Annotated in this window: 11 protein-coding genes; 2 read left to right on the forward strand and 9 right to left on the reverse strand. The window is 60.6% G+C overall.

The features are described 5' to 3' along the window. Positions 1–9 precede the first annotated feature (9 nt). The 5 genes from GH769_RS19590 to treP all read right to left on the reverse strand — a co-directional run bounded on the left by GH769_RS19590 (position 10) and on the right by treP (position 7,632). Complete coding sequence (locus tag GH769_RS19590) at positions 10–288, reverse strand: PTS transporter subunit EIIB (RefSeq protein WP_019817232.1); 279 nt, start codon at positions 286–288, stop codon at positions 10–12. A gap of 2 nt (positions 289–290) precedes the next feature. Further along, entirely contained in the window at positions 291–2,825 is a 2,535-nt protein-coding gene (gene ptsP, locus GH769_RS19595; protein WP_032903685.1) for a phosphoenolpyruvate--protein phosphotransferase, read from the reverse strand. A 209-nt stretch (positions 2,826–3,034) separates the two neighbouring features. Beyond that, on the reverse strand, positions 3,035–4,255 hold the full coding sequence (locus GH769_RS19600; RefSeq protein ID WP_019817230.1) for a carbohydrate porin: 1,221 nt from the start codon (positions 4,253–4,255) through the stop codon (positions 3,035–3,037). Between the two features lie 165 nt (positions 4,256–4,420). After that, entirely contained in the window at positions 4,421–6,067 is a 1,647-nt protein-coding gene (gene treC, locus GH769_RS19605; RefSeq protein ID WP_032903684.1) for an alpha,alpha-phosphotrehalase, read from the reverse strand. Positions 6,068–6,189: 122 nt separating this feature from the next. After that, a complete protein-coding gene (treP, locus tag GH769_RS19610; protein WP_032903682.1) occupies positions 6,190–7,632 on the reverse strand; it encodes a PTS system trehalose-specific EIIBC component in 1,443 nt (480 codons plus the stop codon). Positions 7,633–7,886: 254 nt separating this feature from the next. Here treP and treR point away from each other — a divergent pair, with 254 nt between their 5' ends. Further along, entirely contained in the window at positions 7,887–8,591 is a 705-nt protein-coding gene (treR, locus tag GH769_RS19615) for a trehalose operon repressor (RefSeq protein WP_020301373.1), read from the forward strand. Positions 8,592–8,745: 154 nt separating this feature from the next. Here the strand turns inward: treR and guaA are convergent, their stop codons facing one another. From guaA to GH769_RS19635, 4 genes are all read right to left on the reverse strand, one after another. After that, the gene (guaA, locus tag GH769_RS19620; RefSeq protein ID WP_014719806.1) at positions 8,746–10,323 is read right to left on the reverse strand and encodes a glutamine-hydrolyzing GMP synthase; all 1,578 of its coding nucleotides are present in this window, start codon (positions 10,321–10,323) and stop codon (positions 8,746–8,748) included. Positions 10,324–10,403: 80 nt separating this feature from the next. Then, on the reverse strand, positions 10,404–11,873 hold the full coding sequence (gene guaB / locus GH769_RS19625) for an IMP dehydrogenase (RefSeq protein WP_014719807.1): 1,470 nt from the start codon (positions 11,871–11,873) through the stop codon (positions 10,404–10,406). Positions 11,874–11,977: 104 nt separating this feature from the next. Then, positions 11,978–12,526: a hypothetical protein gene (locus GH769_RS19630; RefSeq protein ID WP_005791157.1), complete on the reverse strand. Its 549-nt coding sequence runs from the start codon at positions 12,524–12,526 to the stop codon at positions 11,978–11,980. A gap of 137 nt (positions 12,527–12,663) precedes the next feature. Continuing rightward, the gene (locus GH769_RS19635; RefSeq protein WP_032903680.1) at positions 12,664–13,431 is read right to left on the reverse strand and encodes a sulfite exporter TauE/SafE family protein; all 768 of its coding nucleotides are present in this window, start codon (positions 13,429–13,431) and stop codon (positions 12,664–12,666) included. A 102-nt stretch (positions 13,432–13,533) separates the two neighbouring features. Between GH769_RS19635 and GH769_RS19640 the strand changes: the two genes are divergently transcribed. Continuing rightward, positions 13,534–14,421, forward strand: a complete 888-nt coding sequence (locus GH769_RS19640; protein ID WP_032903679.1) for a LysR family transcriptional regulator — start codon at positions 13,534–13,536, stop codon at positions 14,419–14,421. Positions 14,422–14,431: the final 10 nt, after the last annotated feature.

Here is a 14,431-nt window from a genome sequence, read left to right on the forward strand (position 1 = left end):
ATCGTCGCCTTATAGGCTGGTGAGCAGGTGGAGCACGCCGCCCGGCAGTACCATCACGGCGGGTATACCCGCGGCCTTCAACGCCGACTCATCCAAACGCCCCGCCTCGCGCAATTGCACGCGCACCCGCGTGAGTGCCACGCGCTGCTGTGACGTCACGTTACCCTCCCCGCCCAATGCACTCACCACATCGGCCGACAACAGGCTCGGCGTCGTCGGCGTGACCGTCTCGGCCACCAAATCAGGCGTCAGGGCTTTCCAGAACGCCCGCTGCAATTTCTCGAACATGCTCAGTGCTCCATGATAGGTGAGGTTTCAACGGTGGCCGCGTGGTACAGGCGCAGGGCCTCGCGCACTTGGTCGGCTTCTTCCAGGCCCAGCACTTGGCGGGCAATGATCTGGCAGTCGTGCAGGTCCAACTCGCGCACGGTGGCCTTGATGGTGGGGATCAGCGGCACGCTGACCGACAGCTCATCCACGCCCAGGCCAATCAACACCGGCACCGCCAGGGTTTCGGATGCCAGCGCACCACATACGCCCACCCACTTGCCGTGGGCATGGGCCGCCTTGACGGTCATGTCGATCAGCCGCAGCACCGCCGGATGAAAACTGTCGGCCTGGCTGGCCAGGCGCGGGTGATCGCGGTCCATGGCCAGGGTGTATTGGGTGAGGTCGTTGGTGCCGATGGAGAAGAAATCCACATGGGGCGCAAACACATCCGCCATCAACGCCGCACTCGGCACTTCGATCATGATGCCCAGCTTGGGGAGTTCACTCAGGCCAAGCGTCTGCGCTTCCTCTTCGAGCATTTTGCGCGCCAGATGCAGCTCCGACAGCAGGCTGACCATCGGCAACATGATATGCAGCCGCGCCAAACCTGCACTGGCAAGAATCGCACGCAACTGTTCACGCAACAGTTCGGGACGTTCCAGGCACAGGCGGATCCCACGCAGGCCAAGGAATGGGTTGGTCTCGCTTTCCATCGGTACATAGGCCAAGGGTTTATCGCCGCCCACATCCAGGGTACGCACCACCAGATTGCGCTCGGGGCCGAGGGCGCGGGCGATGGCGCTGTAGGTGTCGGCCTGCTCCTCTGCGCTCGGGGCACGGTTGCGTTCCAGGTAGAGGAACTCCGAACGCAGCAGACCCACGCCTTCAGCGCCCAGGGTCAGTGACTGTTCCACTTCCTGCAATGAGGCGACGTTGGCTGTGACCTCGATGTGGTGACCGTCGCGGGTGACCGCCGCCTGTGAGGCCTGTGCCACTTCACGCTGCAGCCGTAGCTTTTGCTGTTGACGAACCGCCTGCAGTTGCTCGATTTCAGCCAGATTCGGCTCCAGCTGCAGCTCGCCTTTATCGGCATTGAGCAGTACCCGCTTGCCGTTGGCCAAGGCCAATACTTGACTGGGTACACCGCAAAGGGATGGCAGGCCGAGGGCCCGGGCGAGGATGGCCACGTGGCTGGTAGCCCCACCGGCGACCGTGACGAAGCCCAGCACTTTGCTGGTATCCAGGCCGGCGGTTTGTGAGGGGGTCAGTTGTTCGGCGACCAGAATGGCGCACTCCGGCAGCTCCATGGAACGCTCCGGCACCCCCAGGATCAACTTGAGCACGCGCTGGCCGACGTCGGCCAAATCCGCCGCACGCTCAGCCAGCAGCGTTTTACCCAAGCCTTCGAAGAGCCTGGCGGTCGCCACCGTGGCCGTATTCCAGGCAAAGGCCGCGCTCTTGCCTTCGGCCAGCAGGCTATGAGCTTGTTCAAGCAGGGTCGGGTCTTCGAGCAGTTCCTGGTGGGCGCGGAAAATCTCGGCCTGGGCGCTGCCGGCCGCCTTGGCCTGCAACGCTTGCAGCGCCTCGTTTGCCGCCCGCAGGCCACGGGCCAATGCGGTACGTTCGAAGGTTTCTCCCGCACCGGCTTCGGGAATGTCGAGCGTCGGTTCAGCCACCTGGACCACCTGGCCGAACGCCGAGCCCGGCGACGCACAGACGCCTCGCAACACGGACGCCGAAGACGCCGACGCAGCGGGCTTGCTGATTTTCTCGACGGCTACCGGCAGCGTCTCGCCACAGCCGTCGAGCAACAACGCCACCAGCGCCTGGATCGCCGCCTCGGCATCTTCCCCCGCCGCGCTCACTTGCACGCTGTCGCCCTGGGAGGTCTGCAGCGCCATGATCGCCACAAGCGACTTGGCATTCGCGCTCAGGGTTTGCTTGTGCAGAAATATGCTTGAACTGAACCCCTTCGCCGCCTGAGCAAACACCGCCGCAGGGCGGGCGTGCAAGCCGCTGGCGTTGGGCAGGGTTACTGGCTTGGAGAACAGCGCATTGCCCTCCTCCTCGTCCACCTCTGCGGGTATCTGCCCCGGTGAGACCTGCAACAGTGGCTGGCCGGACTCGACCAGCGCCTGACCGGCCACCAACGGCACAAACGGCTCGCCGCTTACAATGAGCATCAACGTCAGCAGGCTACGTGCATTGAGCGCCACATAGTCGGCATCGAATTCGATCAGCGGCTGCCCGGCCTCCACCCGCTGGCCCTCCTCGACCAGCCGGGTGAAGCCCTGGCCCGCCAGGTTCACCGTGTCCAGGCCAATATGCAGCAATATCTGCACACCGTTATCGGCGGTGACGCTGACGGCGTGGCCGCTGTCCTGAATGTTGCTGACCACCCCGGCCAACGGCGCGCAGAGGGTCTGCGAAGTGGGGTCGATGCACAGGCCATCGCCAATCACGCGGCCGGAAAATACCGGGTCGGGGACCTGATCCAGCGCCAGCAAAACCCCGGACAAGGGTGCCAGCAGTTCCAGGGGTTGAGATGTGGTCATGACTTCACCTGTTTGTGTTGTTCTTTAAAAATCATTGAGTCGATGCAAGGTTGAGGATGACGAAGATCAAAGGTGGGAGCGGGCTTGCTGTGGCGAGCAAGCTTGCTTGCGCTGGGGTGCGAAGCGCCCCCAAAAGCCTGCGACTGCTGCGCAGTCGAGCGGGAGCAAGCTCCCTCGCCACAGCAATCCCGCTCCCACACAAGCGCGGATTACTTCCACCAATATTCGACCTGCACACCGACGTTCGACCCATGCCGCGCCGTGCCATAGGCGCCGGTGTCGGACAAAGCCGAGCCCGCCGCCAGCTCATTGGCCGCACGCTTGGCCGCTTTATTCCAGGACGCATAGGTGTAATACAGCCTTACTTCCGGCCGCGCCCAGAACTCAGGGCCTTTGGGCGACCAGGTCGGGGCGAAGGTAAATTTGCTCAATTTGCGCGTACCGCCGGTGGCCTCGACCTGATCGTGCCCCAGCTCAGTGACCAGTTTGAATTGCTCGCTGAGCGCATACGCCGGGCGTACACCCAGGGACATCCAGTTCTGATCCTGACGCCCAGGGCGCACATCTTTCTGGTACACAGCTTCAACTTGTCCACCGAAACGCGGTGTCACCTGCCAATCAAAGAACTCCACGGCGCGGTAACTTTTGCTGCTTTTGTCCAGCGTGGTATTGCCGGTGTAACCCAGGCCGGTGCCAGGGCCTTCGCCGTACTGCAGGGCAAACTTGTTCTTGCCGCCCAGGAAGGCCGCTTGTACATGCTGCGCCGTCAGCGCCCAGCCACTGTTGGTGTCACGCCCACCGGCCTTGGCGATGTAGCTCAAGCCAAGTTCCAGCTCGCCACCGGGGTTGGTCTTGAAACCTGCGACGTTGAAGTCGTGACGGGTGGCGTACTCCTTCTGGTACAGGTTGTCCTTGCGCGACAGGGCGTAGCTGTATTTCAAGCCGCCGATCAACACGTCCTCGATCCCACCACCGGTGGCGCTCTGGTTCCAGTAGTAGAAGTCGGAAATATGGATGTCGTTACGTTTGTAGTAACGCCGCCCGGCCCACAGCGAACCGCCATTGAGACTGGGCAGGTTGGACCATTGCGCATACATCTGCGGCATGCGCGCCGAGCCGTTGTTTTCACCCTGGAACTTCAGGGCGCGGTCGTACCGGTTGTAGAGGGACGCCATGGCATCGACGCTGAACACAGAACCGTCGTCGAGGGTCAGCAAATCCTGACGCAGTTCCAGCTCGGCGTACTGCTCGCATTCGTTACCCAGGCGGTATTTGGTTTGCGCACCCGGCAGTTGGAAACATTGCTGCTTGCCGCTGCCCGTTGACGTGCCCACGCCGCTGCGCAAATACCCGGCAAACTCCAGGGCTTGCGCGCCAAAAGGCACCGTGAGGCAGGAGGCAATAAGGCCCAGCTTTATTGTTGTTTTCATGAAACGCTCCTTTTATTTTTATTGTTTTTTCTTACTGTCTTGCATGACGCGATCCCTGTAGGAGCGAGCTTGCTCGCGAAAAACTTCCTGCCTCCACGCAACACCTGGAGGGGCGCGTTTTCGTTGACGATCTTCGCGAGCAAGCTCGCTCCTGCAGGGGGTATTTCAATCAGTCAGGTGCAGCACGAAGGATTCATAAGGACGTAACAGCACAGTGCTCGTGCGCAGGGGGCAGTCGGGGTAGTTGCTGATCAACAGGCGTTGCTCGCTCTCGGCGTTGATCACGCTTTCTGGCAGCTGGATCTCGCATGGCGATCCATAGAAGTTGTTGAGTACCAACAGGCGCTCGCCGTGGCCTTCACGCAGGTACGCCCAGACCTGGAGATGGTCTTGCAGCATCGGGCGGTAAACGCCTTGCTTCATCAGCGGTTCGCGACGGCGCAGATCGATCAGCCTGCGGTAGTGATGCAGCACCGAATCCGTGTCATCCATCTGGCTTGCGACGTTGATCTGCGCAGCATTCGCGGGAATGCCGATCCAGGGTTCACCGCGGCTGAACCCCGCGTTCGCTTCGGTGCTCCACTGCATGGGCGTACGCCCGTTATCGCGGGACTTCTGCATGATCGCCGCCATGCTCGAGGCTTCGGACTCTCCCGCGTCGCGCTTGAGGCGGAAGATGTTCAGGGTTTCCACATCGCGGTATTGCGAGATGCTGTCGAAGCCTGGATTGGTCATACCCAACTCTTCGCCCTGATACACATACGGCGTGCCCTGCAAAAAGTGCAGCGCCGTGGCAAGCATCTTGGCCGAGACCACGCGGTATTGGCCGTCGTCACCAAAGCGCGAGACCACCCGTGGCTGGTCGTGGTTGCACCAGAACAACGCGTTCCAGCCGCCGCCGGCCTGCATGCCCATCTGCCAGTCGGAGAAAATCTGCTTGAGTTGCAGGAAGTCGAAGTCAGCCTTCACCCACTTTTGCAGGTTGGGGTAATCGACTTTCAGGTGGTGGAAGTTGAAGGTCATCGACAGTTCTTTAGACGCTGGATTCGAGTAGCGAATGCAGTGTTCCAGGCGGGTGGATGACATCTCGCCCACGTTGATAAGGTCATGGCCTTCAAAGACTTCACGGTGCATTTGCTGCAAGTATTGGTGCACGTTCGGGCCGTCGGTATAGAAGCGGCGGCCGTCGCTGTTGTCCTCGGGGAAGTCGGCGGGCTTGGAGATCAGGTTGATCACATCCAGGCGGAAGCCGCCCACGCCTTTGTCGCGCCAGAAGCGCATCATCTTGAACACTTCGGCGCGCACCTGGGGGTTGTCCCAATTGAGGTCGGCCTGTGTATGGTCGAACAGATGCAGGTAGTACTGGCCAGTCTGCGCTTCGTACTCCCAGGCCGAGCCGCCGAACTTGGATTCCCAGTTGTTCGGCTGGTCGCGCCAGATGTAGAAGTCACGATAGGGATTGTCGAGGCTGCTGCGCGCCTGCTGGAACCATTCGTGTTCGATGGAGGTGTGGTTGACCACGATATCGAGCATCAGCTTGATGCCACGCTTGGCGGCTTCGCTGATCAGCAGGTCGCAGTCGGCCATAGTGCCGTAGCTGGGGTCGATGGCGTAGTAGTCGCTGATGTCGTAGCCGTTGTCGCGCTGGGGCGAACGCAGGAACGGGGTGACCCACAGGCAATCCACGCCCAGCCATTTGAGGTAGTCGAGTTTGTCCACGATGCCCAACAGGTCACCGGTGGCGTTACCCGCGTGGCTGTGGAAGCTTTTGGGGTAGATCTGGTAGATCACCGAGTGTTGCCAGGTTTGCATGGTGGGTTCCTTCAGTAGAGTTGGGTGCTGGCCCTTCCGGCCTCATCGCAGGCAAGCCAGCTCCCACACTTGAATGTGTTCACACATCACTGTGGGAGCTGGCTTGCCTGCGATAGCGATCTTCAGGCGACCCGGTAACCAGGCCGAATGATCTTCATGCTCAACATGCACGTCAGCGCAAACGGCACGACCATCGCCACGACCATGCCGATCACGAACATCGGAATCGCGCTCGGCACGATCGAGATAAACCCGGGCAACCCGCCGACGCCGATGGCCGAGGCCTGCACCTTGTTCAACGACAGAAAAATGCTGCCCAGCGCCGAGCCCAGCAGCGCGGCATAGAACGGAAATTTGAAGCGCAGGTTCACGCCGAACATCGCCGGCTCCGTGATGCCGAAGTAAGCGGAAATCGCCGAGGTGGAGGCCATGCTTTTGTCCCGAGCATTGCGGGTCATGTAGAACACCCCGAGCGCGGCGCTGCCCTGGGCCAGGTTGGACATGACGATCATCGGCCAGATAAAGGTGCCGCCCTGAGTGGAGATCAACTGCAGGTCGACGGCGAGGAACATGTGGTGCATGCCGGTGATCACCAGCGGCGCATAGAGCAGGCCGAAAATCGCGCCGCCGATCATCGGGGCGATCTCGAACAGGGTCACCAAACCTTCGGTGATCAGGATGCCAAGGTGACGGGTCACCGGGCCGATAATCGCCAGGGCCAGCAAGCCGGTGACGACGATAGTGGTGATCGGCACCACCAGCAGTTGAATAGCATTCGGCACCCGCGCCCGCAGCCACTTTTCGATCACGCTCATGACAAAGGCCGCCATCAGGATCGGCAGGATCTGCCCCTGGTAACCGACTTTCTCGATCTGGAACCAGCCGAAGATATCGAAGTACGGCAGGCTCTGGCCGTCGAGGCCGGCAACCGCCTTGCCGTAGTTCCAGGCGTTGAGCAGGTCCGGGTGCACCAGCATCAGGCCCAGCACGATGCCGAGGATTTCACTGCCGCCGAACCGCTTGGCCGCCGACCAGCCCACCAGTGCCGGCAGGAACACGAAGGAGGTGTTGGCCATCAGGTTGATCAGGCTCCACAGACCATCCAGGTTCGGGTAGGCCTCCAGCAGCGTCTTGCCTTCGATGAACATGCCCTTGGCGCCCATCAGGTTGTTCACGCCCATCAACAGGCCGGCAATGATCAGCGCGGGCAGGATCGGCATGAACACATCGGAGAACACCCGCACCAGACGCTGCATGGGGTTGGTCTTGTCGCCGCCGGCTTTCTTGACGTCGGCAATGGTCGACGCGGCCAGGCCGGTCAGCTCGCGCAGGGCGGCGTAGACCTTTTCCACTTCGCCGGGGCCGATCACCACCTGGAACAGGCCACCGGTAAAGAACGAGCCCTTGACCAGATCGACCTGGTTCAGGGCACTGCTGTTGACCAGGCTGGGGTCCTTGAGCGCCAGGCGCAGGCGGGTCACGCAATGGGCGGCCTGCTCAAGGTTTTCGCGGCCCCCGAGGTTGTCGAGAATCTCGCGGGCAATCGTTGAATAGTCGTGGCTCATGCTCGTTTTCCACTGTGATTGTTTTTATGGGTGGCAGTCGTTGGCAGCACGCCGAGGAGGGAAAAGTACTCGTCTGTACGAGTTAAATCAACAACTCGTCTGTACGAGTTACATTTTTGTTTATGCCTGCGAGCTTTCTGTCAGATTTTTCCCCGGCTCGCACCGCTGTCCAATGGACAAACCCCACCTCTGCCACTATGGTTCCTGCCTTGAACGCGCAGTCCACCTTCATAACGCCGGGCAAGAGCCATCCCATGAGCAAATACAACCAGATCTATACGGATCTGCTTGCCAGCATCACCACCGAGCGCCTGCAACGCGGTACGCGCCTTCCCTCCGAAACCGAACTGATGGACGCCTACCAGGCCAGCCGTGGCACCGTGCGCCGCGCCATCGAGCAGTTGCAGGAGCGTGGCTTTGCGCAAAAAATCCATGGCAAGGGCACCTTCGTGCTATCGCCCAACCCGATCGAGTTTCAGTTGGGCGGTATCGTCAGCTTCCACGAGACCCACGCCGACCTGGGCGATGACGTACACACTGACGTCGTCGAATTCACCCAGATCCCTCTGGAAGGTTCCCTGCTGCAACACATCGAAGCCGAGCCCGGCACGCTGATCACTCGCGTCAAACGCGTACGGCGCATCGGTGGCAAACGCGTGATTCTCGACATCAACCACTTCGTCGCCGACCTGATCCCCGGCCTGGACCACTCGATTGCCGAGCAGTCGATCTACGCGTTTATCGAGCAAACGTTGCAGCTGCAGATCAGCTACGCACAGCGCACCATCGAAGCCCTGCCGCGCAGCAAAGACGACCAGGCGCATCTGGACCTTGATGGGCAAAGCCATGTGATCGTGGTGAGTAACCAGACGTTTTTGCAGGACGGGAGGCAGTTCGAGTACACCGAGTCGCGGCATACGCTGGATAAGTTTTACTTTTCGGATATTGCGCGGCGGTGAATTCTACGCGCGGGCTTGGGTCTGACGGTTTGAAAAGCGCCCACGCCCCTCAATAGCGGCTCCCCATGCACCGGGCTCAACGGGCGACACAGAAAGCAAAACCCCGGCACGTGGCCGGGGTTTTGTCATTCAGCACTCACCTGCTATTGCAGGATCATTCCCACTCAATCGTCGCCGGCGGCTTGCTCGACACGTCATACGTCACGCGCGAAATGCCTTCGATCTCATTGATGATACGGCCGCTGACCGTCTCCAGCAGTTCGTAAGGCAGGTGTGCCCAACGCGCTGTCATGAAGTCGATGGTCTCTACGGCGCGCAGCGCAACAACCCATGCGTAACGACGACCATCGCCGACAACGCCCACCGATTTCACCGGCTGGAACACCACGAACGCCTGGCTGACCTTGTGGTACCAGTCGGCCTTGCGCAGTTCTTCGATGAAGATGTGGTCGGCACGACGCAGCAGGTCGGCGTATTCCTTCTTCACTTCACCCAGGATACGCACACCCAGGCCCGGGCCTGGGAATGGGTGGCGGTAGACCATGTCGTACGGCAGGCCCAGTTCCAGGCCCAGACGGCGGACTTCGTCCTTGAACAGTTCGCGCAGCGGTTCTACCAGCTTGAGGTTCATTTCCTCAGGCAGGCCACCCACGTTGTGGTGGGACTTGATCACGTGGGCCTTGCCGCTTTTGGCGCCGGCCGATTCGATCACGTCGGGGTAGATGGTGCCCTGGGCGAGGTACTTGATGTTGTCCAGTTTGTTGGACTCGGCATCGAACACGTCGATGAAGGTGCGGCCGATGATCTTGCGCTTCTTCTCCGGGTCGGACTCGCCGGCCAGGTTGTTGAGGAACTGGTCCTCAGCGTTGGCGCGGATCACCTTGACGCCCATGTTCTCGGCGAACATGGCCATCACTTGCTCACCTTCGTGCAGGCGCAGCAGGCCGTTGTCGACAAACACGCAGGTCAGTTGGTCGCCGATGGCCTTGTGCAGCAGTGCCGCTACAACCGAGGAGTCAACGCCGCCGGACAGGCCAAGCAATACGTTGTCAGTGCCGACCTGGGCGCGCACTTGGGCGATGGCATCTTCAGCAATTTTCGACGGGGTCCACAGGGCTTCACACTCGCAGATGTCGAGGATGAAACGCGACAGGATGCGCCCGCCTTGCTTGGTGTGGGTCACTTCCGGGTGGAATTGCACGCCGTAGTAGCGACGCTCGTCGCTGAACATGCCGGCAATCGGGCAGCTCGGGGTGCTGGCCAGGATGTGGAAGTCTTCCGGCATTTTGGTGACCTTGTCACCGTGGCTCATCCACACGTCGAGGCCGAACAGGCCGTCGGCGTCGATGTGGTCTTCGATGCCGTCCAGCAGGCGGCTCTTGCCGACCACGTCTACACGGGCATAACCGAATTCACGCAACTCGGAACCTTCAACCTTGCCGCCCAGTTGCTCGGCCATGGTCTGCATGCCGTAGCAGATGCCGAACACCGGCACGCCCAGGTCGAATACCGCCTGCGGGCAGCGCGGGCTGTTGGCTTCGTGAACGGACTCGGGGCCACCGGCGAGAATGACGCCTTTGGGTGCGAATTCGCGGATCGCTTCATCGTCCATGTCGAACGGGTGCAGTTCGCAGTACACGCCGATTTCACGCACGCGGCGGGCGATCAGTTGGGTGTACTGGGAACCGAAGTCGAGGATCAGGATGCGGTGGGCGTGAATGTCGAGGGCCATGAAGTCAGTCTCGTCTAATGAATCAGAAACAACTCGGGGCTGAAGAACAGCCCCGGTTACTTAACATTTTGCTGGAAGGCTCAACCTACACGGTAGTTTGGCGCTTCCTTGGTGATCTGCACGTCGTGGACATGGGATTCAGCCATGCCGGCGCCGGTGATCCGCACGAACTCTGGCTTGGTGCGCATTTCTTCGATGTCGGCACTGCCGGTGTAGCCCATCGAGGAACGCAGGCCGCCCATCAGTTGATGGATGATCGCGCTCAGGGTGCCTTTGTATGGCACACGGCCTTCGATGCCTTCCGGTACGAGCTTCTCGGCGCCTGCCGAGGAGTCCTGGAAGTAACGGTCGGAAGAACCTTGCGCCTGGGACATGGCGCCCAGCGAACCCATGCCACGGTAAGCCTTGTACGAACGACCCTGGAACAGTTCGATCTCGCCCGGCGCTTCTTCGGTACCTGCGAACATCGAGCCCATCATCACGCAGGAGGCACCGGCGACGATGGCCTTGGACAGGTCACCGGAGAACCGGATGCCACCGTCGGCGATCAACGGTACGCCCGTGCCTTCAAGGGCGGCGGCGACGTTGGCGATGGCGCTGATCTGCGGCACGCCCACACCGGCGACGATACGCGTGGTGCAGATGGAGCCTGGGCCGATACCGACCTTGACTGCGTCGGCGCCCGCTTCGGCCAGGGCCTTGGCGGCAGCGCCGGTGGCGATGTTGCCGCCGATCACCTGCACGTCAGGGAAGTTCTGCTTGACCCAACGCACGCGGTCAATCACGCCTTTGGAGTGGCCGTGGGCGGTGTCGACCACTACCACGTCAACACCGGCGGCGACCAGGGCCGAGACCCGATCACCAGTGTCTTTACCGGTACCGACGGCAGCGCCAACACGCAGACGACCTTGGTCATCCTTGCTGGCCAGCGGGTAAGCCTTGGCTTTTTCGATGTCGTTGACGGTCATCATGCCTTTGAGGGCGAATTTGTCGTCGACGATCAGCACGCGCTCGATGCGGTGCTTGTGCAGCAGTTCGCGCACATCGTTCTTGTCGGCGCCTTCCTTGACGGTGACGAGGCGCTCTTTAGGCGTCATCACTTCACGGACGGTGACTTCAAGGCGGTTCTCGAAACGCACGTCACGGGAAGTGACGATGCCGACCAGGTCGCCATCGTGCAGCACCGGGACGCCGGAGATGTTGTGCATACGCGTGAGTTCGAACAGGTCACGCACGGTGGCGTCAGCTTCGATGGTGATCGGATCTTTCACCACGCCGGCTTCGTAACGCTTGACCTTGCGCACTTCGGCAGCTTGCTGCTCGATGGTCATGTTCTTGTGGATGATGCCGATGCCGCCTTCCTGAGCCATGGCAATGGCCAGACGGGCTTCGGTGACGGTGTCCATGGCAGCGGAAACCAAGGGAATATTCAGCTCGATGCCACGGGTTAGGCGGGTCTTGAGACTGACTTCGTTAGGAAGCACCTCGGAATAACCGGGCACTAGGAGAATGTCGTCGAATGTCAGAGCTTCTTGGCTGATACGCAGCATCGCGGGGGCTCCCGAGCGGGAAAATGGAAGCGCGCCATTATATACATGCACCCTGCCCGGCTCAATGTAAAACTCTGACAAACTTGGTAATACTGATAGATGGATTAAAGCTCGACTTTGACCCAGCTCATTTTCTGGTCCAACCAATCGGCAAATTCGTCGATAAAGCTCTGCTTGAACCCCGCCTCCGCCCAGTTGTTGAAGATGAACCCCAGGTTGGAAAACCCGCATTCCTGCAGGAACAGAAAACCGTTGATGTCATCTTCATGCCCACACAGCGGGCAGGTGAAGTTGTCGGTGTGGCCAGGCATCCAGTCTTCCAGGCTTTCGAACAGCGCCTCACCAACTTCCTTCAGGCATTCCGGGCAACCGGCTTCTTCAAGAAACCCCTTGGCCGGGGTATAGATGCAACGCTTGTAGATGATCTCCAGGCCATTGACCGGCTCGTTGAACGGCAGCGCCTCGGGGTGCAGCACCACGGCGCGGGCGCCATCGGCCAGGGCGTAGCCCATGCGGTTGCCGGTACGCCCGCAAGTGGTGAGTTCTTCCTTGATGATGTTCTTGCGCACCAGCCAGCGCACAATCGCCCGGGCGCGGGGTTCGTGGACGGGCAAGGTGGAGATTTTCGGGACAAGGATGCTTTGGGAGTTCATGGGAGTCCTGCGGTGTGGCTATTGGCGCCATCGCGGGCAAGCCCGGCTCCCACAGTTGATCGCATTCCAATGTGGGAGCCGGGCTTGCCCGCGATGACGCCCGGGAGGACGGCAGCTTAATCCCTGAAAAAATCAGGTCAAGTACTCACATACCGCCCGATCAACGCAATACCACTGGCCAATACCAACCAGGTCACCAACCGCACGAACGCCTCCCGGGACAGCCGCATCGTCAGCCTGCGCCCACACCACAGCCCCAGGGCCATCGCCGGCAACAGACAAACCGCCAACATCAATAACGGCAAATCTGCATACACCCCGGCAATCAGGAACAAACTCAAACGCACGACCGTGCTGCAACTGATCAGCGCGCTTTGCGTGGCCCGCGCCGCGTCTTTGGGTAAACGGCTGTTAAGGTAAATCGCATATAAAAAGCCGCCACTGCCAAATAGCGCACCAAACAGGCCACCCACAGTGCCCATGGGAATCGACCAGCCCGCCGCCAATTGAGTCGGCCGTGCTTTCACCGCCAGGCTGTAAATCGCGTAGGCACTGATAAACAGCCCCATCAACAACAGCAACAAGTCCGAATGCAAGTTGAGCAAAAAACCCACGCCCAGGCTGCAGCCGATGGCCATGCAGGGCAGCAACCGCAACAGTTCCGGCTTGTTCACATCGTGCCGCGCTTGCAGCAGGCCGCCAAACGCCGCGACAAAATCCAGCAGCACCAGCAACGGGATGATCTTCGACAGCGGCATGAATAGAATCAGGATTGGCCCGGCGACCAAGGCCGTCCCGAACCCGGCAATGCCAAACACCACATAGGCCAGCACCACACCCAGGCCGATCACCAGCCAATCCACAGCCCCGAACGACCACTGACTCATCAACTCAACCAGGCTCATGGGTTATTCCTTGTTGGACATGGCCTTCACTTTAGCCATTGTCTACTGTTGCGACTAATATCTTCAAAGCCAGCCACTCATCTCAAAAAGGCATGACTCGTAATCTCCACGCGGCAACTGCGTTACTTCGTCGAAATCGCCGAGAGCGGCAGCTTCAGTGCCGCGGCCGAACGCCTGTTTGTGGCGCAGTCGGCCTTGAGCCGGCAGATCAAGGAACTGGAAAATCAACTTCAAACCCCATTGTTCGAACGCACCGCACGCCAACCGCGGCTCACAGCGGCCGGTGAAGCGTTCTACCCACGGGCGCGCAATTTGTTGAGTGAGTTGCTCAAGGCCAGCGAAGTGGCGACCCTCGTAGGCAATGGCCAGCTTGGCACGCTGCGCCTGAGTCACTCGAGCACCGTGCCGATGAGCGGCGCGTTATTGCACGGCATCAGCAACTGGCTAGAGCGCTGTCCGGGCGTGTCGGTGGATATTGCCAAGCTCTCCTCCGAAGCTCAGTTGGAGGATATCGCCGAGGGTCGCCTGGACGTCGGCCTGCTACGCTTGCCCGTATTGCGCCAGCGCGACGGCGTGCGTGTGCTGCCGTTGTACACGGAGCCGTTGGTGCTGGCGGTGCCGCCGAATCATCCGTTGGCACGCAGCGACGCGCCGGTGGAGTTGGCACAGCTAAAGGACCAAGCGTTTATCTCGATCCCCCATCCCCAACGCGGCGGGCTGAGTTATCTGTCCGCCGAATTGTGCATGCGTGCAGGTTTTTTCCCCAAGGCCGCACGGGTGATGTCGCGCAAGACCACGCAGTTGCAATTGATCCAGGCTGGTTTCGGTATTGCCTTGTTACCAAAATCCATGCAGGACATCGCCCCCGCCAACCTGCACTTTTTACCCCTGGCCGACCCGGACTGCCACAGCACCGTGGCCCTGGCCTGCGCGCAAGTGCAGAGCCCGCTGGTGGAGCAATTCTGTCAAACCCTGCACGAATGCCTATAAACTGCCGCCC

The sequence above is a fragment of the Pseudomonas sp. CFSAN084952 genome (genome assembly GCF_009648855.1).
GTDB lineage: Bacteria > Pseudomonadota > Gammaproteobacteria > Pseudomonadales > Pseudomonadaceae > Aquipseudomonas > Aquipseudomonas paracarnis.